Origin of the sequence: Variovorax palleresanus (assembly GCF_051144945.1) — a bacterium.
In the GTDB taxonomy this organism is placed as follows: domain Bacteria; phylum Pseudomonadota; class Gammaproteobacteria; order Burkholderiales; family Burkholderiaceae_C; genus Variovorax; species Variovorax paradoxus_S.
The window spans coordinates 289,213-312,028 of record NZ_JBJNVP010000001.1 but is presented as its reverse complement, the minus strand read 5'-3'; the positions used below and the strand labels follow the sequence as shown (position 1 = coordinate 312,028).

Sequence of the window (22,816 nt, the reverse complement as noted above, 5' to 3'; positions counted from 1 at the left end):
TTTTCTTGACGAGGGGGTCTCAATATCCCCGCAAACGATCAACCAGCCCCATCAGCGGCGCGCCTGCCTCGTGTCGGCGGATGTTGTCGAGCACCTGTTCCACGGCCGTCTCCGGCTGCGTCATGCTCGCGATGTGCGGCGTGAGCAGGATCTTCGGGTGCGCCCAGAAGGGGTGGCCCTGCGGCAGCGGCTCTGGATCGGTGACATCGACGACCGCGCCCGACAGCCCGCCGCTCTCCAGCGCATCGAGCAGCGCCTGATGGTCAAGATGCGCCCCTCGGCCGACATGCACAAGCGATGCACCGCGCGGCAGATGCTGAAACAGTTTGGAGTCGAGAATGCCGCGCGTCTCCTGGGTAAGGGGAAGCAGGCACACGAGGATGTCGGTGCCGGCCAGCATCGCCGCCAGTTCTTCCCGACCCGCGTAGCACGCCACGCCGTCAATCTGGCGGCGCGTTCGGCTCCATCCGGCAAGCTGGAAGCCGAGTGTGCGCAGCTGGTCCAGCACAGCGCATCCGAGCACGCCCAGGCCGAGGACGCTCACGCGCCGCTTCGACGCGGGATAGACGCGGTGCGCAGCCCAACAGCCCTCGCGCTGCTGCCGGATGTAGGTTGGCAGATCCCGGTGAAGCGCGAGCACGGCCATCGTGGCGTACTCCACCATGCCCGCGACGACGCCGGGCTCCGCCATGCGCACCACCGGCAACTCCGGGGGCAGCGCGGCGAGGTCGAACTGGTCGATCCCCGCGCCGGTGGAGAAGAAGAGCTCCAGGTTGGGGAACTGCCGTTCTATGTCCTGCGGTGGCACCCACGCGGCAAGATAGCGCACGTGGTCCGCCTTTCCGGTGTCGGGCCAGATATGAAACGGAATGTCGGGCGCCTGCGTGGCGAACAGGCGTGCCCATTCCGCCCCGCGCACGGGGTCGGCCTTGTACAAGAAAGACATGCGGCCTACTGGTAGACGACCCAGATCTTGCGGGTAGTCTCGATGCAGCACCACACGCCGGTGAAGTCAGGCTTCATCACGAACGCGTCGCCTGCCTGGACCCGCACCGGCGGCTTTCCGTCTTCCGTGATTTCCGACACGCCCGAGAGGATGTAGCAGAACTCCATGGTGCCCCCCTTGATGGACCGGAAGGTGCCCGGCGTCGTCTCCCAGACGCCGGCGCGCACCTTTTCGTCGGCAGAACGTTCGACGTCCCAATTCTTGAACTTGGCGTCGCCTTCGATGACGCGCTCGGGCAGCGGGCCGCCCTCACGCGCGGTACCCAGGTCGTCATATTTGAAGAAGGTGAGATTGCTCATGAGAAATGATCCTTTGTTGAATGGAGAAGATTCAGATGGCGCCCATGGTCGGAACGCGCCAAAAGGCGAAAAGCGGAAGGGCCGATCGAGCTGCGCCTGCGTCAGATGTCGTCGCGGATGCACGCGGTCGCGTGATTGCGCTCGATGAGCCGGAGTTCGGGCACCCCGCTCGCGCACGCCGACTGGGCGTGGGGGCAGCGCGTGCGGAACGCGCAGCCCGACGGGGGAGACAGCGGGCTGGGAATGTCGCCCTTGAGCAGTTCGCGCGGGCGCCGCTGCCGCGGATCGATGTTCGGAACGGCGGCCATCAGGGCACGCGTATACGGATGCCGCGGGTTGTTCAACAGCGATTCGGCGTCGCCGATCTCCACCAGACGGCCGAGGTACATCACGGCGATCCGGTCTGAGATATGGCCCACCACCGCGAGGTCGTGGCTGATGAACAGCATCGTGAGGCCGAGCCGCTGCTTCAGCTCCAGCAGCAGGTTGATCACCTGGGCCTGCACTGAGACGTCCAGGGAAGACACCGGCTCGTCGGCCACCAGCAGCTGCGGCTCGGTCATGAGCGCACGGGCAATGCCGATCCGCTGGCGCTGACCACCGGAGAACTCGTGCGGATAGCGCGAACGATGCGCGGGGTTGAGCCCCACCGTCTTCAGCACGGCATCGATGCGATCCCGCCGTTCCTGCACCGTCAGCTCGGGCATGTGGATTTCGAGCGGCGCCGAGAGCAGTTCCTCGACAGTGTGTTTCGGGTTCAGGGACGAGTACGGGTCCTGGAACACCATCTGCATCGCGCGCCGCAGCGGCCGCATCTGGCGCCGCGAGAGACCCACCAGGGGTTCTCCGTCGAAGTGCACCTGCCCTGCCGTCGGCGGGTCCAGGTTCAGGATGGCGCGGCCGATCGTGCTTTTGCCCGAGCCGCTTTCGCCCACTAGGCTCAGCACCTCGCCTCGGCGAATCTCGAAACTGACGCCGTCGACTGCCTTGACGTTCTGTGCCGGCTTGCCAAACCAGCCGCCGCCGAGCGGATACCACTTGCGCAATCCCTCGACTTGCAACAAAGGGGGAGTAAGTTGTTTTTGCAGCATCACGCGGCTCCTTCAATTTCCGGCCAACGGACGCATCGCACCAGATGGCCCGGCTTTGCGCTATCCAGGCTGGGCACCGCGGCATCGCAGCGACCTGGCTCGAAGTGCCGGCAGCGCGGCCCGAAGGTGCAGCCCGGCGGGTGCGAGGCCGGATCGGGCACGTTGCCCGGAATCGCGAACAGCGGCGTCTTGCGGGCACGATTCGAATGAAGCCGAGGAACCGAGTTGATCAGGCCGCGGCTATAGGGATGCCGGGGCTCCGTGAACAGCGTAACGACATCGGCCTGCTCGACGATCCGGCCTGCATACATCACCATCACGCGATCGGCGATCTCGGCCACTGTGCCGAGGTTGTGCGTGATGAAGATCATGGCCATCCGGGTCTCAGACTGCAGCTTCTGCAGCAGTTCGAGAATCTGCGCCTGGATGGTCACGTCCAGCGCGGTGGTGGGCTCGTCCGCGATTAGCAGCGAAGGTTCGCACGCAATCGCCATGGCGATCATCACGCGCTGCCGCATGCCACCGGACAGCTCGTGCGGGTAGTTCGTCAAACGGCGCTTCGGATCTGAGATGCCGACCTGGTTCAAGAGTTCGGCAGCGCGGTCCGTGGCAGCACGCCCGCGCATCCCAAGGTGGATGCGCAAGCTCTCGCAGATCTGAGCGCCGACGGTGTGCACCGGATTCAGCGACGTCATCGGTTCCTGGAAGATCACCGAAGCGACGCCACCTCGCACCCGTCGCATCACACGCTCAGGCGAGCCGACCAGCTCGTACGTCTGGCCATCGCGCGCCGCAAGCCGCGCGGACCCGCTGATCGTGCAGTACGGAGCGGGCGGGGTGAGGCCGAGCAACCCTAGGCAGGTCACGCTCTTGCCCGAACTGGTTTCTCCCACCAGCGCCAGTGTCTCGCCGCGGCGCACCGAGAAGCTGACGTCGCGCACGGCATGCACGGTTCCGGCTGCTGTGCGAAACGCGACGTTCAGATCGCGCACGTCCAGGATGTTCTCCGCACCAATGGCGGCTTCGGCATGCTCGGCGGTGATCGGCTCAAAACGGTTCATATCAAGCATTTCATCGATCCAGTTTCGCGTCCAGCGCGTCGCGCAGGCCGTCACCAATGAAGTTGAAGCTCGTGACGGTCAGCGTGATGGCCAGCCCCGGTACGATCGCGAGCCAGGGCGCGTTGGTCAGGTAGCTCTGCGCGTTCTCCAGCATGTTTCCCCAGCTCGGCGTCGGTGGCTGGATGCCGAAGCCGAGAAAGCTGATGTACGACTCGGCCAGGATGGCGTGCGCAATGTTCAGCGTCGCTGCGACCACAATGGGCGCGACCGCGTTGGGCAGGAGCTCGCGGAACATGATGCGGCTGTCGCTGGCGCCGAGCGATTCGGCGGCGAGCGCGAAATCGCGTTCGCGCAGCGATCGGATCTGCCCTTCCACCACACGCGCCACCTCCATCCAGCTCGCCAAGGCAATCAGCAGCACGATGGACGTGACCGACGGCTCGATCAGGGCCGCGACGGCCAGCAGCAGGAAGATGGTCGGAAAGCACAGCATCGCGTCCACGAAACGCATCAGCGCAGCACCGATCGCGCCGCGGTAGAACCCGGCCACGAGACCCACCAGGACGCCCACCACCACCGACAGTGCCGTGGCCGCGAAGCCGACAGCCAGAGAGATGCGCCCGGCATACATCAGGCGCGCCAAAACGTCGCGGCCCAAGGGATCGGTTCCGAGCACGTGCGGGCCCCCGAACGGCTCCGCCAACCGCGCGCGGATGTCGGTATCGGTGGCATTGAACGGCATCAGCAACGGGCCGATGAAGCTCAAGAGCGTCATGAACAGCACGATGCCTACGCCCAGGAGCGCCGCCCGATGGTGCAGGAAGCGCCTCAGGGCCGGATAGCGTTCGGCGAGCGTGCGGCGTGGCGGAACCAGCGGTACGGTCGGGACGGTGCTCATTTCGACGCTCCTTTGATGCGCGGGTCCGCGACGGAATAGAGAAGGTCCGCGACCAAGCTGCCCAAGAGAACCATGCAGGCCGTGAACATGAGCATTCCCATCACCACGGGGTAGTCCCGGTTGCTGACGCTGTCGAGAAAGAGCCGGCCCATGCCCGGCCAGGTGAACACGGTCTCCGTCACGAGCGCGCCGCTGAGCAGCGTGGACACGTGCAAGCCCGTGATCGTGATCATGGGCAGCAGCGCGTTGCGCAGCGCGTGGCGCAGCAGGATCTGCATGGCGGGTACGCCCTTGGACTTGGCGGTACGGATGTAATCCTGATTCACCACGTCAAGCATGGAGGAGCGCATGTAGCGGCTCCACACGGCGGTGGACACCAGCGCCAGCACGATGCATGGCGCCACCAGGTGCTGCAGACGGTCGATGAAGGAGCCGTCACCGATCGTTTCGCGGTTGCCGGCCGGCAGCCAGCCCAGGTTCACCGAGAACACATAGATGACGGCCAGGCCGAACCAGAACGTGGGGATCGACAGCGCGACCATCGCGCCGATGGTGGCCAGGTGGTCGAAGAACGAATAGCGCCGCACCGCACCCAGGATGCCGATCATGCCGCCGATGAACATCGCAAGCAGGGTCGAACTCACCATGAGTTCGAGCGTGGGTCCGACGTGCATGCCGATCTTCTTCAGCACCGGCAACTGGTCCCGGTAAGAGTTGCCCCAATCGCCTGTGGCAATGCTTCCGGCCCAGTCCAGATATTGGATCGGCACGGGCCTATCCAACCCGTACTGCTTCATCAGCCGGTCGACGTCTTCCTGGCCGAGATCGCCTGTGGCGACAAACTGCGCCAGCGGCCCCCCCGGCGCAAGATGCAGGATGGCAAAGGCGATCATCGAGACGAGCGCGAGCAGCAGCAGCGACTGCAGCAGGCGGCGCAGAAGGTAGCGAGCCATGATGCGTCAGGCCGTCCAGCGCCAGCTGGCCGCGTTCCAGCTGTTGGCCAGCGCATTCACGTTGTTCGCATAGCCGTCCAGACCGGTCTTCGTACCTTCGATCTGCACCTCGTAGAACAGCGGCAGGAATGGCAGGTCATCCATGATCAGCTCCTGGACCTTGGCGTAGATCTCCTTGCGCTTGGCGAGGTTGTATTCCTGGCGGCCCCGGGCGAGCAGCGTATCCACCCCGACGTTCTTGTACTGGCTCACGTTCGAACCCGATTTGGTCTCCTTGGGGATGCTTGCGGAGCCGAAGCGGTGCGTGATGTCCGGATCCGATGCGATCGTGTAGGTCGGCGCGGTCATCAGGCTGTCGAACTCGGAGTTTCGCCAGAAGTCTGCCCAGAGCACCGCCGCTACCAGGTTCTTGATAAGCATCTCGACGCCGATCTTCTTGAAGTCGTCGGCAATGAGCTGTTGCGTCTGCGCGCGCAGCTGGTTGCCCGTCGTCGTCGAATTCGTGAAGGACAGCCGCACGCCGTTCTTGATGCGAATACCGTCCGGGCCGCGCACCCAGCCGGCTTGGTCCAGCATCGCGGAAGCTTTTTTCGGGTCGTACTCGGGCTTCGGCAGGTTGGGATTGGAAGCCCAGTGCGTCGGGACGAGGTAGTTGTTCGCCGGCTTGGGCACGCCGTAATAGACGAGGTCGCAAATCGACTGCCGGTCGATCGCAATGTTCAGCGCCTTGCGAACCGCCTTGTCCGCGAGTGCCGGGTGAGCGAGGTTGAGCGTCAGGTTCTCCACCGCGCCGCGGGGCGCTGCATGGACGCGGCGGCCACGCAGCGCGGTTGCTTCCTTGTAGAAGTTGGCCGGAATGCCCTGCAGGCCGACGTAGTCGATCTCCCCGGTCTTGAACTGCGTGTACATCGCATTCAGGTCCGGCACGTACTTGAAGATGAGCCGGTTCAGCGACGGACCCTTTCCAAAGTAATTCGGATTGGCTTCGAGGATCACGTGGTCGCCGGTCTTGCGGCTGACGAACTTAAACGGCCCGGTGCCGACGGGCGCAGCGGCAAACAGCGGAGAGTTCGGGTCCGGGTTCTGCGAAAGAATGTGCGCGGGCACGATGAAGGTCCAACTCAGCACGGATGTCAGCGGTGCGTACGGTTCCTTCAGCTTCCACGTGATCACGTGGTCGCCCTCGACGCCCACGGACGCGATGTACTCGAAGGCCGTGCGGTTGCGGGCGCGGAAGGCCGGGTTCTTCATCAGATTGATCGAATACTTGACGTCCTCCGCCGTCATCGGCTTGCCGTCGTGCCACTTCACGTCGTTGCGCAATTCGACGCGCCAGGTCAGGCCGTCGGCCGAGATGCCGCCGTTCTCGATGGTGGGAACCGACTTCGCCAGCAGGGGCACGAACTTCCCTTCCGCATCAAGCATCCACAGCGGACTGAAGAGGTTCCACCAGACGCCCTGGTCCACCTCGTTGGCGGTCATCAGCGGATGCAGGACGGTCACTTCCTGCGAGAAGCCGAGGATGGCCTGGCCCGTTGGCTTCGCGGCCGGCGCGGCAGCGCGAGCACTCGTCGCCAAACCCAAGGAGCCCAGGGAACCCAGGGCAAAGGTGGCTGCGCCGGCAAATACGGCGTCTCGCCGTGTCAGTCTGCCCATGGGGGCATCGCCAATCTTGTTCGTCCGCTTCATGTCGCCACCTTTCAAGTTGCTGCTGTGATCATTCATGGTTATCTCCTGTTCAGGATCTAAAAATCAGCGACCTTGCCCCATGCAGTGCCACTGAATCGGCCAGGCCGGAATGGGACGGGATCAATGATCGGTTCGGCGCCACTGGCAAGGTCTGCGATCAGGTGGCCCGCGCCGGGGCTGATGCCAAAACCATGCCCGGAAAAGCCCGCGGCCAAAATGAATCCCGGCAGACCCGGCACCTCGCCGATGCCGGGAACACCGTCCGGTGTGCTGTCGACGAAGCCAGCCCAGGCGTGCGTGATCTTTGCATCGCGAAGTTGGGGCAGCAGTTCGACCGCGCGGCGGTGGGTCTCCCTGATCGTGGTCAAACAGGGCTTCGGATCGAGGATGCGCACGCGCTCCATGGGCGTCGGCGCGTCGAGCCGCCACCGCCCCAGCGTTTCATGGCCTCCACGAATGCCTTCCAGGCCGCCCGGGAGAAGGCTGCGCCAGCGCTTGGCGAACATGGGCACGAACTGCGTCGCGAAGCGCATGAACTGCGGCGTCAGGTCCACGCGCGCACGGCCGCTGATGGCCAGCGCATAGCGTCCGTCGTTGCGGCGCGTGGCGGACAGGCCTGCGATAACCAAAGCATCCGGCAAGCGATGTTCCACAGGGGACACACTGAGGATGGATTGGCGGATCGAGGCCTGCGGAAAACGGATGCCCAACTGCCGGCAGAACGAGGACGCCCAGGCGCCACCCGCCATCACGACCGTCCGGGTCTTGATGACGCCCGCTTCCGTGATGACGCCGCTGACGCGTCCGGCTTCGGTCTCGATGCCGCGGGCAGCGCAGTTCTGGTGGACGCTGCCCCCGAGCTTGATGAGCGCAGCAGCCACGGCGGGCGCGGCCTTGGCAGGATCGGCGGTGCCGTCGCTGGGCGAGAAGACGCCGCCCTTCCAGGCGCGGCCGGTCGCCTGCCCCCGCTCGGCGGCCTCGCGGCTGCTCAGCATGTGGGTCGTCACGCCGGCGGTCTTCGCAAAATCGCGCCAGCCGGCCCACTGAGACAATTCAGCCTCGTCGTTGCTGAGATACAGCAGCCCGCAGCGTTGGAAGCCCGTGTCTTCACCGGTCTCCGCGGCAAACTGTTCCCACAGGTCGAGGCTCTTGGTCGCCAACGGAAGTTCGCGGGCGTCGCGGTTCTGCTGCCGGCACCAGCCCCAGTTGCGGCTCGATTGCTCGGCGCCGATCCTGCCTTTTTCCACCAAGGCAACCGAAAGGCCGCGCTTGGCCAGGTAGTAGGCGGTGAAGACGCCGATGATGCCGCCGCCGATGACGACGACGTCCGCCGAAGCCGGCGGCGTGGGGGAAGTTTGAATCTGGTTCAGCGGAGGGGACATGATGAATCTCGCTCGCCCGTTCAAGCTTGGACGGCCTGGACCACGTAGAACTTCGCCACGCGATCGCTGCTTTCCCATCCGATCGGCGCGCCCTGGGGCACGAAAAGCGCGTCGCCGGTGTCCATCGACAGCACGCTGCCATCCGGCGCTGCGAACCGCACGCTGCCGGCCACGAGATGCATGAACTCGTTCTGGCGATGCGGGCGAACGATCCGGTGGTAAGGGGTCGAGTCCCACGTGCCAGCGCTGTACTGCGCGGCGTCGTCCGTGAAGACGTTGTCGCTGCGACACTCCGGCGCCGGCCCTAGCAGCATCTCTGCCGGTAGTGAACGGGACGGCTTGAAGTCGGCGTCGGCGCGAAGTGGGACAAGGCCGCGCTTCGCCGGCTTGTCGCAAGCGGCCGCGCAAAAAGAAAACTGCACGCGGGATGCAGCCGCGATGCGAAGCGACGTCCCGCATCCGATCACGGCACCTGTTTGCGGACCGAGCACCAGCGGAGCCTCCCCGGTCGCGATCAGGGTCAGCTCGCCTTCCGACACGACGATGGTTTCGATATGGGGATAGCTTGCGACGTCGAGCTCGCCGATGAAGCTGGTGCGGCCCGCGATCATCGATTGGGCTCCTTCCCACGCGATCTCGCGATGCCGCGCAAACGGATCGTCTTTGCCGAACGGCGCCCTGCGGAAAGCGGTTGAAGCGGGTGCGCCGTTGGCACGGTGCAGCACGATGGCCACGGTCATTTTTTCTCCTAAGCATTGAAGCCAAGAATGGCTTTGGTTTCCAGATATTCCTCGAAGCCTTCGATGCCGTATTCGCGGCCATTCCCGGAGCGCTTGTAGCCACCGAAGGGGGCGTTGGGATTCCAGGCCGGATAGTTGATGTGCACCTGCCCGGAGCGGATGCGCGCCGCGACGGCGCGCGCCGCGCCAAGGTCTTTGCCTTGCACATGGGCGCCCAGGCCATAGACGGTGTCGTTGGCAATGTCCACTGCCTCGTCCACGCTGTCGTAGGGGATCAACACGAGCACCGGCCCGAAGATCTCCTCCTGCGCGATCTGCATCTGGGAGTGCACTGCGCTGAAGATGGTCGGGCGGCAGTAGAAGCCGCGGCTCAGGCCCTCCGGCCGTCCCAGGCCGCCGCAAAGAAGCTGCGCGCCTTCGGCGATGCCGACATCGATCATTTCCTGCACCCGGTTGAACTGTGCGCGGTTCGCCACCGGGCCGTGCGTGGTCTGCTGCGAGCGCGGATCGCCCACGACGAAGCCGGCGGCCGCTTCGCGCGCGAGCCGTTCCACCTCCGCCAGGCGCGCGCGCGGCACGATCATGCGTGTCGGTGCGCTGCAGGATTGGCCGACGTTGCGGAAGGCGGACGCCACGCCTTTGGGGATGGCCACAGACAGGTCCGCATCCGGCAGGATGAGGTTGGGCGATTTGCCGCCGAGCTCCTGGGCCACGCGCTTCACCGTCGGGGCCGCCGCCTGGGCCACCAGGACGCCGGCCCTCGTCGAACCGGTGAACGAGACCATGTCCACGTCCGGATGCTCCGCCAAGGCGGCGCCGACCTCCGGCCCGCTGCCGTTCACCAGGTTGAACACACCCGGCGGAAGGCCGGCGTCGTGCGTCACTTCGGCAAAGAGCAGGGCGCTCAGGGGCGACAGCTCGCTGGGCTTCAAAACGACGGTGCATCCCGCTGCCAGGGCGGCGCCGACCTTGGCGGTGATCTGGTAGAGCGGCCAGTTCCAGGGGGTGATCAGGCCGCACACGCCGATGGCCTCGCGCACGAGGGCCATGTCTCCCCGATGGGTGACGAACGCATAACTGCGCGCATTGTCACTGGCCACGCGGATGTGCTCCGCCGCGGAGGGCACCTGCGTGAGGCGCGCGAAGCCGATGGCGGCGCCCATCTCCAGCGAGATGGCCTGGGCGAACAGTTCGGCGCGTTCCAGGATCAGGGTGTGGACGCGGTCCAGCAGCAAGGCACGGTTCTGGGCGGGGCTCACGGACCAGGTGGTGAAAGCGCGCCGTGCCGCAGCCACCGCCGTAGCCACGTCTTGGGCAGTTCCCAGCGCGATTTCCGCGACAGGCTCCTCGCTCGACGGGTCGACGACAGAGGCGCGAGCTTGCCCTTGGGGCAGCACCCATTCGCCGTCGATGAAGATGCGGTCCAGGTGGCCAGCGCGCCTGAAGCGTTCAATGATCGTGCCCCCTTCCACTAGGGCGGCAGACGTGGGCAATGCTGAAGTCATGGCGGGGAGTCGAGTTAGTGCGTGCAGTATCGGAAGGCCGATACATGCGGTCAAATACAAGTTTTTGCGGTATCCATACAGCATTGATATGAACCACTCTTGCACACCGATAGGCGTGACCGCGCATGTCGCGGGTCTGCGGTACATCGGACCTGCATATCAAACCCGAATGAACGACCTCTGAATTTTTATTCGACCGCATGCATCCCCATACCCATACTCGACTGCATGAAGTTCCCCTCCACCACAATCGCAGTCGAGCCCACGGCGGTCACGGCCGATGCCGTACTGCGCCCGTTTGAACCAAGCGATTTGCCGGCGGCGCACGCGTTGTCCAGCACCTTGAATTGGCCGCATCGGATCGAAGACTGGCAGTTCGCGCTGTCGCTCGGGCAAGGCGTGGTCGCCGAACGCGACGGGAAAGTGCTGGGAACCGCGTTGTCGTGGCAATTTGGCGCGAAACACGCCACCATCGGCCTCGTGATCGTCGCGCCTGAACTGCAGGGTCAGCGCATCGGCAACCGCATGATGGAGGCGCTGCTCGATCGCCTGGCCACGCGAGATGTGCTGCTGCACGCGACGGCAGCAGGCCGTGGCCTGTATGAGCGCCTGGGATTCGTCGCCACAGGGGAGATCGACCAGCACCAGGGCGTGCTTGCGGCCTTTCCGGCGCTGGCCAAGCGCGAGGGCGACCGGCTGCGGCCGCTAGCAGCTGCGGACGTCGAATCTCTGATCGCGATGGACACCCGTGGCGCGGGTATGGCCCGCGGCGAACTGCTTTGCCGGTTGTTCTCTCAGGAGAAAACAGTCGTCATCGAGCGAGGCGGCCATGTCGCCGGCTTCGCGGTGCTTCGCCGCTATGGCCGCGGCCATGCCGTAGGACCGGTGGCAGCGCCCGAGCTCGATGCCGCACGCCTGCTGATCGCCGAATGCTGCCGTCACGCCGAAGGCTTCATGCGCGTTGACGTTCACGCTACGGGCGGCTTGGCCCAATGGCTGGAGAGCCTGGGGCTGCCACGCGCCGGCGGAGGGTCCGTCATGGTCCGCGGTCGCGTACCGGAGCGCGGGCCTGCCCACGGCGGCTGGGCACTGGTCACGCAGGCAATCGGCTGACCTTCTTGCGCTCTGTGTTGTCGGGGCTGCGCGTCACGACGCGTATGGCCTCGAGGAAGTCTGCGACGAGCGCCTGCGCCGGCTGCTGGCGGGCAAGCACCAAGTGGCATTCGATCTGGATCGCAGGCTCGAACGCCAGCGAATGCACGCCCGTGAGCGCAAGCTCGCTGAGCATCGCCGGATTCACGATGCTCACGCCCAGCCCACGCGCCACCATCGCGCAGATCGTGGTGCCCAGCGTCGTCTCGATCTCAAGCCTGCGCACCTCGGGATCGAAGACGCGGTCGGTGGCCGCACGCACCACGTCCGGAGACGCATGCGAAATGAATGACTCGCCGGCCAGGTCCGCCGGAACGACCTTGCGCTTGCGCGCCAGGCGGTGCCCCCGCGGCACGATGCATACCGCGCGATCCGAATGCACGAGCGTGGTGTCGACCTCCTGCGGCAGCGCAACATAGCCGACCAGGCCGAGTTCGTAATACCCGGACGACACCCACTTGCAGATGGTCGCGGAATCGGCCGTGTGGACCACGACCGGAACGCGCGGGCGCATTCCGCGAAAGACCTGCAATATGCGCGGCACCGGGCTGACGCCGATGCCCGGTGATACGGCGATGCGCAAGCCTTCGACCCCCAGCGTGCGGATGCGGTCCGCCGCGTCGCCGATGGACTGCAGGCCGACGTAGACGCGGTCCACTTCCTTCAGCAGTGCGTGCGCTTCAGGCGTGGGGACCACGCGCTGTCCGACGCGTTCGAACAGCTTCAGCTGCGTTTCGCCCTGCAGCAGCGCGATGGCACGGCTCACGTTCGGCTGCGACGTGTGCAACTGCGTCGCGGCAAGCGTCATCGAGCCTGTGTGCATGACGGCACGGAAGCACTCGATCTGGCGGTAGTTCATATCGGTTCTGCATCAAGAGCGGCAAAACCTGTATTTGACCGCATAAATCCGCGTTCCGATACCGTGAGCGTTTGCCAGGGTATGCGGTGTGCAACCACCGCCGGCGGGAACTACGCAGTCGCAGTTGCCAGCAACACCTCGGAAGGTTCCCCGTCCAAAGCCACTGCGCAATGTTCAACGCCATGCGGCACGACGATGAACTCTCCGGTCTCGACGATCTCCTCGCGGTCACGAAATTTCATGAGCAGGCGCCCCCGATGAACAAAGAACAGTTCATCGCCGTGCTGTCTGAATGACCAGCGAGAGGCTCCCTCGAACTTGGCGACCTTGATTTGCACGTTGTCGCCCTGCCCCTCGACCTGGCCGGCAAACGCAGTCGACAAATTCTTCTTGGGAATGGTCGAAAGATGCTTGTTCAGGGCAGCGACGTCGCGAAGGATTGCGGCGAGCTGGCTCGGCACGTCATTGCCAGGGGCCGGGTATTTGCCGTCCAGTGCCGCAGTCCCGATCGTGAAACCCGCTGCCCCAGCACTCTGGACGACTGCAATTCGTTCAGGGGTGGCGATCGAGCCTGCAACGTAGACAGGCTTCGAGACCGCAGCGCAGACGGCCTTCATCAACTCGGGTACGTTCTGGGCCGAACGATATGCCAGCAGGTCCAGGCCATGCACGCCATCGCGCCCTGCAATCGTCCGGGCACTTTCGACAATTTCTTCGATGGTGCCCTCGAGCACGCTCGGGTGGCCGGTAATCCGCCCAGGGAACGGGAAGTATTGAATGCCTGTGTCCTTGATGATGGGCAGCACGTCATCGACCCGCGTGCCACCCAAAAGAATGTCAACGCCAATTTCGGCGGCTGCCCCTGCTGAAACAATTTCGCTTTCACGGTCGAGCGACACCACTTCCAGATAGGAGGTTGCACCGCCGGCCTTGATCGCCGCATTGAGACCCTTCAGCTGCTCGAGCGGCAAGCCGATGTCCTTGAACCCAATGTGCCGCACGCCAAGGCCGAGTGCAGTCTGGAGTTGCTGCGCCGCATCCGGAACCGTGCGGTCGTTGCGCGTAAGCATGAAGATGAAACGTAGACCCATGATGCTGGTTCCTTTCGAAGTTAGTTCGTCGTGGTTTGCGCAGCGACAAGGCGCTTTGCATAGGCAAGCGCCGTTTCCAGGCTTGCGTGGTCTGCGATCCCCCGGCCTGCGATGTCGAATGCCGTGCCGTGATCCGGGCTGGTGCGCACGAACGGCAGGCCCAGCGTGATGTTCACGCCCTTTTCCAGCCCGAGATACTTCACAGGAATCAGCCCTTGATCGTGGTACTGCGCCACCACAACATCGAACCGGCCCATACGTGCTTGCATGAAGACCGTATCGCCCGGGTAAGGGCCGCTGGCATCGATGCCTTCGGCTCGGGCCGCTTCGATGGCGGGCCGGATGATCCTGATCTCCTCATCGCCGAAAAGGCCGCCTTCACCTGCGTGCGGGTTGAGACCCGCTACGGCAACGCGCGGGGCCGCGAAGCCCAGGGCCTTCCCACCCTCGTGGGCAAGGCGTATGGCAGACATCTGGGCGTCGAAATCGCCTTGTTCGATTGCTTTGCGCAGCGACGTGTGGATCGTGACGAGCACCGTGCGGATATCGTCATTCGCCAGCATCATCGCCACGCGCTTGGCGCCGCCGAAGTCCGCCAGGATTTCCGTATGGCCGGGGTAGCGGATTCCCGCACTGGCCATCGCCTCTTTGTTGATCGGCGCCGTGACGATACCGCTCACTTCTCCGGACTTCGCTGCCGCGATCGCTGCAACGATGGCATCGAAAGCCGCCTGCCCGGAGATCGCGCTGATCTGCCCGATGGGTGGAAGCTCGGCAATCCGGGTGGTCTCGATGACTTCGATGGTCTGCGGCTGGAACTGGGCCGCGTCGGGTGCATCGATACGTCGCACCTCGATGTTCAACCCCAGCCGGCTCACGATATTCTGCATGACGACATGGCTGCCGAACACGACGACGCGTTCGCCGCCCTTCGCAAGTACCTTCGCCACGATCTCCGGCCCAATGCCGGATGCATCACCCATGGTCAGGGCAAGCGGGGGAGAAATGTTCTTCACTGTGAATCCGTTCGCAAGGTTTGAGTTGTTCCGCGTATGCGCGCGACAGCGCGCTCCAGAGCGTCGTCACTGCCAAAGCCACCGGCCTTCATGGCGAGCAGGAGCAAGCGTCCATCGCCAAGCCTGGCGCGACCCAGCGGGAATCCGGGATCGAGCTCTTGCAGAATCTCGAACTCACGGATGTTGAGAAGATCCAGGATCGCTTCCATCGTGTCGCCGCCGGTGGCGATCAATGCGCCGAAGCGTGGGTCGCGAAGCTCTAGCGCCGCCCCCTCTGCGATGCGGCGCAGCACCGCCGCCGAATCCTGCTCTCGCGCCTTTGGTCCGCGCAGCAGCATGACGCCGCTGGCCTGCTGGAGTTGATCGGCCTGTATGTGACTGCGCAGATTCGCGCTTCCAACGGCGACCAGCACATCGCTGCTGATGCCATCGACCGATAACGGTGGTGTCTTCTCCGGCACAAAACGCCGCGACAGGGCTGCAGCCATCCCGGGAGAGCCGACCCACAGGATCGACTCTGGATCCTCTATTGAAGCAATCCGCGAGTCGAGTTCTTCCTGCGTTACCGCATCGAGGAAGGTGACATTCTTGATGGAGCTCGGGACCAGGTCGACCAGCGCGGAATGCCGCGCGGGATGCACGGGGTCATGGGCATACGCGCTCTGCGAAACCGGAATGCCGTCAACGAACTGAATTCCCCCTACCGTCGTGCGCCCGGCCTGGGGGAATGCCGGCGCAAACACCAGTGATGTGCGGCCGCTCGCGGCAAAGCATGCCTCGAGCTCTTGCGCTATGTGGCCGCGCAGCGTGGAGTCCACCGTTTTGTAGAGCACAGAACAGCCGGCAAGCCGGTCGGTCAATCGAGCGACCCGCTCGAATGCCTGCGACGAAGTGGCAGACCGCGAACCGCTATCGACTGCGACGACCGCTACCGCTTGGCGCGGAAGCTGGCCCCTTCCGATCGACGCAGTCAGGCCGCGAGCGACGAAAGGTGCCGCGCCATCCGCCGCACTCGTCAGGTCATCGGCGAGGACCGCTATGTTGGGTTGATGATCGGTGCGCATGCATCAATTATCAGAACCCCATCAAGCTATGAAAAGCGATAGTTTCTGAAGATGACCGGTGATACATTGTCACCAATGGACCGATCAGACATACCTTCGCTCGACGATCTGCGGGCGTTCGAAGCAACAGCGAGGCTGGGGTCAGTCCGCCTCGCAGCAGACTCCCTTGCGCTCACACACGGCGCCGTCAGCCGCCGGATCACCAAACTTGCCAATGACATCGGGGTCAGGCTGTTTGAAAAGAATGGGAGAGGCCTCAAGCTCACACCGGCCGGAGAGACGCTCAATCTCACCCTCAGCAGGTTCTTTGGTGAGCTGGCCGCCACAGTGCAGAGCCTGCGTGCCACCAGTGCTGGCAAGACTACCCTGGTGCTCTCCTGCGAGCCTTCAGTGGCCATGCGCTGGCTCATTCCGCGGCTGGGCGGTTTTCAAGCGGCGCATCCGGACATTGCCCTCCACCTCTCCGTGGGTGGAGGGCTCGTGGACTTTCGGAAGAACCACGTCGATCTCGCAATTCGGCGGCTCGACTTCGCTGTGCCCGAGACATGGAACGTCCGGGCCCTATTCCCCGAAAAGGTCGGGCCCGTCATGAGGCCGGAACTGGTGCCGAGGTTCGAACACGGTGACTATCTCGCGCTCGGGTCGAAGACTCGACCTGACGCGTGGGCGCAATGGCTGAAGACCCATCCTTCGGCGCGCCGACCCACAGAGATTCGGTACTACGACCATCACTCCCTGATTGTCGAGGCTGCGTCCGCAGGCCTGGGTGTAGCGCTGAGTCCGCTCGTACTCGCCGTTGACGATGTGGAACGAGGAAGCTTGGCAGCACCTGCCGGCTTTGACCCTGACGGCAGCCAATATGGATTGATATGGTTGGGGTCGAGCGAGCTGCAAGGTGTGGAGTTTGAACTCGCGGAGTGGCTGCTCGCGCAGGTCAGCCGCCTGAGTGCTGATCGGAGCAAAGGCTGAGGCTTGGCTTCAGCCGGGCAGGTCGGTCGCGCACGGCGCGTCGCCGCGCCGTGCGACCAGATCGATCTCGATGCGGGCGCCCTTCGCCAGGCCGGTCACGCCAATGCAGGTTCGAGCGGGCCGCCTTCCGTCCGAAAAATGTTGGGCGTAGATCGCGTTCATCGCCGCGTAGTCTTCGTCGAAGTGCGTGAGGTACACGCGCACCGACAGCACATGCTCCAGGCCCAGGCCGCAACCGGCCAGCACCGTCTGGAGGTTCTTCAACACCTGCCGCGTCTGCGCCTCGATGCCTTCGGGATAGGGCGTGTCCAGCGAGGTGCCGACGAACGGCATCTGTCCGGTGACGAACACCCACCCGTCAGCTTCGACCGCGTGGCTGAACGGGGCGACCGGTTCTGGTGCACCGGTGATCATGTGAAAGATGGGAGACATCGCGGCAAGTTGAGGCCGAGGCGGGAGCCGGCGTCGGCGCGGCTGCCGCCCGGCCACGGAGTTCGACATGCATCACGCCAAGCCAGTTGCATGCCAACTCTTCTGGGGCGCGGCAAGTGGCACGTGTCTTGCGCGCCCTGCGCAAGCAACCAGAAAGCGCCGCCGTGCAGTTCGAACAGTTCTCGACCGACTCCTACCCGGTGCACCAGCGGCCCCACGCCTGGCGCGATGCCCTGCATCTGCACCGTCTCAGGCCCGAGATGGCGCTGGCGGCCGCACCTCTTTATGGCACGCTGACCGCGGGGCGCACTGCGCGCGGGGTTGGCATGGCGCGCATCACCTCGTCGCCGCAGACCCTCCAGCGGCTGGGCGACGCAGCCGATGCCGTCTGGCTCGCGCTGCACCTGAGCGGTGATGCGGCGCTGCACGACGGACGGCGGACCATCGAACTGGCGCCCGGCGACATCGTCTTCGGACCGGCCCAGGCGCGCGCGGGCCTGGATTTCCGCTCCAACTTCCGGCAGTTCATGGTGTCCATGCCGCGCGCCAGCCTGAAGGCGCGGCTGCCCGGCGGGCAAGGATTCGCGCTCGGCCACCTGTCGGGCCGTGCGGGCTTGGGCCGCATGTTTGCGGGCACGCTGACCGCCCTGTCCGACGCCTTCGACACCCTGAGCGATGACGACGTGGCGCCAGTCGAGTCGGCCCTGTCGGAGTTCATTGCCACAAGCCTGGCCGCTCACCAGGACCCGGCCTCGCCCGCCATCAGCAGCACGCGCGCCGCCACGGTGCACCGGCTGTGCCAATACGTCGATGCCAATCTGAGCGATGCATCGCTCTCACTGGCGGCCGTGGCGGCGCACGAGCGCCTGTCGGAGCGGCTGGTGCAAAAGCTCTTCGAGGGCCTCGGCCAGACCTTCACCGCCTACGTGCGCCAGTGCCGCCTCGAACGCTGCCGCGCCGACCTCGCCAACCGCCAGTACGGGCACCTGTCGATCTCGGACATCTGCTTTCGCTGGGGCTTCAACGATCCGGCGCATTTCAGCCATTGCTTTCGCGACCGCTACAGCATGTCGCCGCGGCAATACCGGCAGCAGGCCAACGAGGCCAGCCAGCAGTCGCTGCGCAAGCGCATCCGGCGGGGCTGGCCGTCGGGCTACTTCGAGACGCCGGCCGAGGACCCGGTGGCTTCCACCGCCCGTGTAAACGCTCGGGCCGTGGCCGATGACGGCGCCGCGGCCACCGCGCATGCGGCATCGGCCGCGCAGCACGTCAGCAGCGCCCTCGCCGGCCACCATCACCACTTGCCGGCCACCGCGCAGACCATCCACTGGGGCTACTTTGGCCGCTCGATCCCGCCCGTGCTGACCATTGCCTCTGGCGACATCGTGACGATCGAGACGCTGACGCAGCACGCCTACGACGACCACGAGCGCATGATCAAGGGCGACTCCGGCGCCGAGAGCGTCTTCCAGTGGACGCGCGAGCACAAGGCCGTGGACCGCCGCGGCGCGGGCCCCACCGATGCATCGATCTACGGCCGCGGCAGCGGCGAAGGCTTTGGGGTGCACATCTGCACCGGCCCCATCTACGTGAAGGACGCGCAGCCCGGCGACGTGCTGGAGGTGCGCATCCTCGATCTCGCGCCGCGCCTGGCGGCAGATGCCAAGTACGAGGGACGCGCCTTCGGCAGCAATGCCGCCGCGTGGTGGGGCTTCCATTACGACGACCTGATCGAGGAGCCCAGGCAGCGCGAGGTGGTGACGATCTACGAGGTCGACTGCAGCCAGGGCGATGCCTGCGCTCATGCCGTCTACAACTTTCGCTGGACCCCGCAGCTCGATCCGAATGGCGTGCTGCACCCGACCATCGACTATCCCGGAATTCCGGTCGACCGCGCATCGATCGTCGAGAACCATGGCGTGCTCCAGGGCGTGACCATTCCGGTGCGACCGCACTTTGGCGTGATCGCAGTCGCGCCCGCCGAGACGGGCCTCGTCGACTCGGTGCCGCCCTCATGCTTTGGCGGCAACCTCGACAACTGGCGCATTGCCAAGGGCGCCACCCTCTACCTGCGTGTCGGGGTCGATGGCGGGCTGCTGTCGGTGGGCGATCCGCACGCTTCGCAGGGCGACAGCGAACTGTGCGGCACGGCCATCGAATGCTCGCTGACGGGCGTTTTCCAAATCGTCCTGCACAAGGCGGACCAGCTGCAGGGCGAACCCTATGCCGACATCGACTACCCCTTGGTCGAAACTGCCGACGAGTGGGTGATCCACGGCTTCAGCCACGCGGACTATTTAAAGGAATTCGGCGACAAGGCACGCAGCGCGATCTACGAAAAGTCTTCGCTCGACCCGGCCATGCGCGACGCCTTCCGCAAGACCCGGCGCTTCCTGATGACCGCGATGGGGCTGACCGAGGACGAGGCGATTTCCCTGATGTCAGTCGCTGTCGACTTTGGCGTGACGCAAGTCGTCGACGGCAACTGGGGCGTGCACGCGGTCATCCGCAAGTCGCTGTTTGCCGGCCGGCAACGGCCGCCGGGTGTTGACTATCAGAAGGAATGAGCCCTGCGTCACTTTGGAGTCAACCACTACGCGCTGATCAAAATCCGAAGCGGTCCTCGCAAAGCTGAGCATGCGAGGCTTTCTAGAATCCAAACAGGCGTTCCGGGTTGCTCACCATGAGCTCGCGGCGAGCCCATTCATCAGGCACCCACTGCGCAACCAAGCCGAGTTGCTGTTGGTCGTCGACAAGTCTGAAGGACTCGACTTGCTCCGCTAGTGCATCTTTGGGGCGAGATGTCCCGCCCGTATGGGGCCAGTCTGATCCCCAGACAGAGCGATCAGGTGCTGCGTCCCAGAACGCTCGGGCAATAGGGGCAACGTCCCTGTAGTTCGGCGTGTCGCTGGAAATCTGATGGGGACCGGAGAGCTTGATCCAGACATTGGCGCCGCCCATCAACTCGATGAGCTGTGGCAATGAGTTCACCTGCCCGGCGACGGAGGCTCGGACAAGCCCGAAGTGATCGATCAGCACGGGACGCGACATGGCCCGAATGACGTCACTGCATGCCAGCGTGACCTCGACAGGGGCATAGAGCTGCACCAGCATGGGAATGTCCTCAAGGGCGTCGTCCATTGTGCGCAGCGCTTCGGCGCAAGCGGGCGCGTCTGTTCTCCCTGCAACCTCGACATTCAAGCGAACGCCTCTGACACCGACTTGGTAGAGGCGCAGAAGTTCATCTCGCGTGGTGCCTTCCTTGATCACAGCCACGCCGCGTGCGCGATCGCCAAGTTGCGCAAGTCCATCCAGCAGGCAGGCATTGTCGAAGCCGTACACGCTCGGCTGGACAAGGACGACGCGCTCCACCCCCAACGCGCGATGCACTTGCTGAAGGTCGGCGACGGTCGCAGGCGGTGGTGTGTATCGACGCCCCTCGGCGTAGGGGAAGCTGGCGGGGTCGAACAGGTGCACATGCGTGTCCGTCGCAAGCGGCGGCAACTCGAAGGGCGGCATCTCTATTGCGTGTGGATGTTGGCGCTCTTGACGACCTGCTGCCACTTCTTTGTTTCGTCATTCACGAACTTCTGGAAATCCTGCGCCGACGTCGGCGCTGGCGTGGCGCCCAGTTCGGCGTACTTCTGAATCACTTGCGGCGCGCGCAGAGCCTTTGCAATCTGCGCATGCAGCGACGACAGCACGGCAGGTGGTGTCTTGGCGGGTGCTACAACGCCGACCCAATGCGTCATCGAGAAGTTCTTGATGCCAGCCTCCTCAAAGGTCGGGATGCTCGGCATTCGCGGCGATCGATTGGCTCCGCTGATGGCCAGGGCCTTGACGCGGCCGGACGCCAGGGGCGCCGTGGTGCTGGTAATGCTATCGATCAGCAGATCCACCTCGCCGCCCATCAGGGCCTTGATCGATTCGCCGCCACCCTTGTAGGGCACGTGGGTGAACTTTGCGCCCGTCACTGATGCGAGCAGCTCGGTGGTCAAGTGGGGTGTGCTGCCGTTGCCGCCGGAGCCGTAGTTGAGCTTGCCAGGACTCTTGCTGGCGAACTCGATGAGCTCGGCCGCGCTCTTGAAGCGCGAGTCGGACGGGACCATCATCAGCATCGGCGATTCGGCGACCTTGGTCACTGCCGCCAAGTCCTTCTGGGTGTCGTAAGGCATCTTGGCCTGCAACGCCGGTGACATCGTGAACGGCGCACTGACGAAGCCGAGCGTGTATCCGTCAGGTGCCGCCTTGGCCACGGCATCCGTGCCGATCACACCGCCCGCCCCTGCCTTGTTGTCCACGACAAAAGGCTGGCCCGTGTCCGCCGTCAGGCGTTGCGCGAGCACACGCGCCATGACGTCGTTGGGTCCGCCCGCGGCAAAGGGCACCACGAGGCGTACGGGTCTGGAAGGATATGCCGCTGGCGTCTGAGCAGGTGACAACGCGGGGGCTGCCAACGCGCAGGCGATAGCAAGACCGGCAAGCGGCCGCTGGAGGAATGAGCCCTTCATGTTCGAGGCGTCTCGTGAAACGGAGGACGCTTACTCGGGCTTGATGTTGTGCGACTTCACCAGCTTCGACCAGCGGTCCGACTCGGAGCGGATGAAGGTCGCAAAAGCCTCCGGCGTGCCACCGGCGACTTCATTGCCTTGCGAGGTGATCTTCTCGGCGACGTCAGGCTCGCGGATGGCCTTGTTGATGGCCTGGTTCAGCTTCGCGATGACCGCCGGTGGCGTGCCCTTGGGCGCCACGACGCCAAACCAGTTGGACATCTCCATGCCCTGGATGCCAATCTCGTTGAAGGTCGGCACGTCCGGCAGCAGCGGCGAGCGCTTGTCGCTCGTGATGGCGAGCGGGCGCAGCTTGGCCGAGTCGCCCTTGAGGTACGGCATCACCGCATAGATCCACTCGAACATGATGTCGACATTGCCGGCAATCAGGTCGTTGGTCGCGGGCGCGCCGCCCTTGTAGGCCACATGCACCATGTCGACCTTCGCGCTTTGCTGAAAGGCTTCTCCCGCTAGGTGATGGGCGCCGCCGATGCCGCCGGAGGCGAAGGTCATGGTGCCGGGCTTGGCCTTGGCGCGTGCGACCACATCCTGGGCCGTATTCATGGGCGAGTTGAGGCTGACGGACATAACCAGCGGCCCACGCTCGATCATTGCCACCGGCACCAGATCTGTCGCCGGATCAAACGGGAGTTTTGCGAACAGTACCTTGTTGACGGCCAGTGGCGCAAAGTTGCCCAGGCCGATCACGTGGCCATCCGGCGCGGCCTTGGCAATGTAGTCCGTACCGATGTTTCCGCCCGCGCCCGGGCGGTTCTCCACGATGACCGGCTTGCCGAAGTACACCGAGAGTTTTTGCGCGATCTGGCGTGAGCGGATGTCCGAGCTTCCGCCCGCTGCATACGGGACGACGAAGGTGATCGTCTTCGTCGGGTAGTCGGCTGCGCCCTGTGCAGCGGCAAAGGTCGGGAGGGTGGCGAGCGTGGCAAGGGACAGGGCCGCAATGAGGGGTTGGCGGCGGTTCGGCAAGCGATTCATGGAGTCTCCAGGGTTGGCAAAAAGATGCGGCGAACATGTCGCGGCGGGTTTTCCATGATTGTA

21 protein-coding genes are annotated in these 22,816 nt (G+C 64.7%); 3 read left to right on the top strand and 18 right to left on the bottom strand.

Annotation, left to right across the window (positions count from 1 at the left end):
* Positions 1–19: 19 nt before the first annotated feature.
* The 10 genes from ACJ7Z0_RS01430 to ACJ7Z0_RS01385 form a co-directional block, all read right to left on the bottom strand.
* The gene (locus tag ACJ7Z0_RS01430; RefSeq protein WP_434788338.1) at positions 20–946 is read right to left on the bottom strand and encodes a 2-hydroxyacid dehydrogenase; all 927 of its coding nucleotides are present in this window, start codon (positions 944–946) and stop codon (positions 20–22) included.
* Between the two features lie 5 nt (positions 947–951).
* Positions 952–1,305 carry a cupin domain-containing protein gene (locus ACJ7Z0_RS01425; RefSeq protein WP_434788337.1) on the bottom strand — a complete coding sequence of 118 codons (354 nt, stop codon included), beginning with the start codon at positions 1,303–1,305 and terminating at the stop codon, positions 952–954.
* Between the two features lie 101 nt (positions 1,306–1,406).
* Positions 1,407–2,396 (bottom strand): ABC transporter ATP-binding protein, encoded by a 990-nt coding sequence (locus tag ACJ7Z0_RS01420; protein WP_434788336.1) that lies wholly within the window; start codon positions 2,394–2,396, stop codon positions 1,407–1,409.
* Positions 2,396–3,466, bottom strand: coding sequence for an ABC transporter ATP-binding protein (locus tag ACJ7Z0_RS01415; protein ID WP_434788335.1), 1,071 nt, complete (start codon positions 3,464–3,466; stop codon positions 2,396–2,398). The genes ACJ7Z0_RS01420 and ACJ7Z0_RS01415 overlap by 1 nt, the downstream gene beginning before the upstream one ends.
* A 1-nt stretch (position 3,467) precedes the next feature.
* Positions 3,468–4,355 carry an ABC transporter permease gene (locus tag ACJ7Z0_RS01410; RefSeq protein ID WP_434788334.1) on the bottom strand — a complete coding sequence of 296 codons (888 nt, stop codon included), beginning with the start codon at positions 4,353–4,355 and terminating at the stop codon, positions 3,468–3,470.
* On the bottom strand, positions 4,352–5,308 hold the full coding sequence (locus tag ACJ7Z0_RS01405; protein ID WP_434788333.1) for an ABC transporter permease: 957 nt from the start codon (positions 5,306–5,308) through the stop codon (positions 4,352–4,354). Before ACJ7Z0_RS01405 ends, ACJ7Z0_RS01410 begins: the two co-directional genes overlap by 4 nt.
* 6 nt (positions 5,309–5,314) lie before the next feature.
* Entirely contained in the window at positions 5,315–6,997 is a 1,683-nt protein-coding gene (locus ACJ7Z0_RS01400) for a peptide ABC transporter substrate-binding protein (protein WP_434788332.1), read from the bottom strand.
* 56 nt (positions 6,998–7,053) lie between these two features.
* Positions 7,054–8,379, bottom strand: coding sequence for an NAD(P)/FAD-dependent oxidoreductase (locus tag ACJ7Z0_RS01395; RefSeq protein ID WP_434788331.1), 1,326 nt, complete (start codon positions 8,377–8,379; stop codon positions 7,054–7,056).
* Between the two features lie 20 nt (positions 8,380–8,399).
* Positions 8,400–9,119 carry a cupin domain-containing protein gene (locus tag ACJ7Z0_RS01390; RefSeq protein WP_434788330.1) on the bottom strand — a complete coding sequence of 240 codons (720 nt, stop codon included), beginning with the start codon at positions 9,117–9,119 and terminating at the stop codon, positions 8,400–8,402.
* Between the two features lie 8 nt (positions 9,120–9,127).
* On the bottom strand, positions 9,128–10,624 hold the full coding sequence (locus ACJ7Z0_RS01385) for an aldehyde dehydrogenase family protein (RefSeq protein WP_434788329.1): 1,497 nt from the start codon (positions 10,622–10,624) through the stop codon (positions 9,128–9,130).
* 228 nt (positions 10,625–10,852) lie between these two features.
* On the opposite strand from ACJ7Z0_RS01385, the gene ACJ7Z0_RS01380 reads away from it, so the two are divergent.
* Positions 10,853–11,737, top strand: a complete 885-nt coding sequence (locus ACJ7Z0_RS01380; RefSeq protein ID WP_434788328.1) for a GNAT family N-acetyltransferase — start codon at positions 10,853–10,855, stop codon at positions 11,735–11,737.
* On the opposite strand, the gene ACJ7Z0_RS01375 is transcribed toward ACJ7Z0_RS01380, so the two are convergent.
* The 4 genes from ACJ7Z0_RS01375 to ACJ7Z0_RS01360 form a co-directional block, all read right to left on the bottom strand.
* Positions 11,718–12,635: a LysR substrate-binding domain-containing protein gene (locus ACJ7Z0_RS01375; RefSeq protein ID WP_434788327.1), complete on the bottom strand. Its 918-nt coding sequence runs from the start codon at positions 12,633–12,635 to the stop codon at positions 11,718–11,720. The two genes, ACJ7Z0_RS01380 and ACJ7Z0_RS01375, sit on opposite strands and share 20 nt — an antisense overlap.
* Positions 12,636–12,745: 110 nt before the next feature.
* Positions 12,746–13,726, bottom strand: a complete 981-nt coding sequence (locus ACJ7Z0_RS01370; RefSeq protein WP_434788326.1) for a cupin domain-containing protein — start codon at positions 13,724–13,726, stop codon at positions 12,746–12,748.
* 20 nt (positions 13,727–13,746) lie between these two features.
* On the bottom strand, positions 13,747–14,709 hold the full coding sequence (pdxA, locus tag ACJ7Z0_RS01365; protein WP_434788749.1) for a 4-hydroxythreonine-4-phosphate dehydrogenase PdxA: 963 nt from the start codon (positions 14,707–14,709) through the stop codon (positions 13,747–13,749).
* Positions 14,710–14,738: 29 nt separating this feature from the next.
* The gene (locus ACJ7Z0_RS01360) at positions 14,739–15,806 is read right to left on the bottom strand and encodes a four-carbon acid sugar kinase family protein (RefSeq protein ID WP_434788325.1); all 1,068 of its coding nucleotides are present in this window, start codon (positions 15,804–15,806) and stop codon (positions 14,739–14,741) included.
* Positions 15,807–15,881: 75 nt separating this feature from the next.
* On the opposite strand from ACJ7Z0_RS01360, the gene ACJ7Z0_RS01355 reads away from it, so the two are divergent.
* A complete protein-coding gene (locus tag ACJ7Z0_RS01355; protein WP_434788324.1) occupies positions 15,882–16,775 on the top strand; it encodes a LysR family transcriptional regulator in 894 nt (297 codons plus the stop codon).
* Positions 16,776–16,784: 9 nt separating this feature from the next.
* Here ACJ7Z0_RS01355 and ACJ7Z0_RS01350 read toward each other — a convergent pair whose 3' ends face one another.
* Positions 16,785–17,207 carry a RidA family protein gene (locus ACJ7Z0_RS01350; protein WP_434788323.1) on the bottom strand — a complete coding sequence of 141 codons (423 nt, stop codon included), beginning with the start codon at positions 17,205–17,207 and terminating at the stop codon, positions 16,785–16,787.
* Between the two features lie 164 nt (positions 17,208–17,371).
* On the opposite strand from ACJ7Z0_RS01350, the gene ACJ7Z0_RS01345 reads away from it, so the two are divergent.
* Positions 17,372–19,774 (top strand): acetamidase/formamidase family protein, encoded by a 2,403-nt coding sequence (locus tag ACJ7Z0_RS01345; protein WP_434788322.1) that lies wholly within the window; start codon positions 17,372–17,374, stop codon positions 19,772–19,774.
* Positions 19,775–19,856: 82 nt separating this feature from the next.
* On the opposite strand, the gene ACJ7Z0_RS01340 is transcribed toward ACJ7Z0_RS01345, so the two are convergent.
* From ACJ7Z0_RS01340 to ACJ7Z0_RS01330, 3 genes are all read right to left on the bottom strand, one after another.
* Positions 19,857–20,726 (bottom strand): amidohydrolase family protein, encoded by an 870-nt coding sequence (locus ACJ7Z0_RS01340; RefSeq protein WP_434788321.1) that lies wholly within the window; start codon positions 20,724–20,726, stop codon positions 19,857–19,859.
* Between the two features lie 2 nt (positions 20,727–20,728).
* Positions 20,729–21,598: a tripartite tricarboxylate transporter substrate binding protein gene (locus ACJ7Z0_RS01335; RefSeq protein WP_434788320.1), complete on the bottom strand. Its 870-nt coding sequence runs from the start codon at positions 21,596–21,598 to the stop codon at positions 20,729–20,731.
* A gap of 150 nt (positions 21,599–21,748) precedes the next feature.
* Positions 21,749–22,753 (bottom strand): Bug family tripartite tricarboxylate transporter substrate binding protein, encoded by a 1,005-nt coding sequence (locus ACJ7Z0_RS01330; RefSeq protein ID WP_434788319.1) that lies wholly within the window; start codon positions 22,751–22,753, stop codon positions 21,749–21,751.
* Positions 22,754–22,816 lie beyond the last annotated feature (63 nt).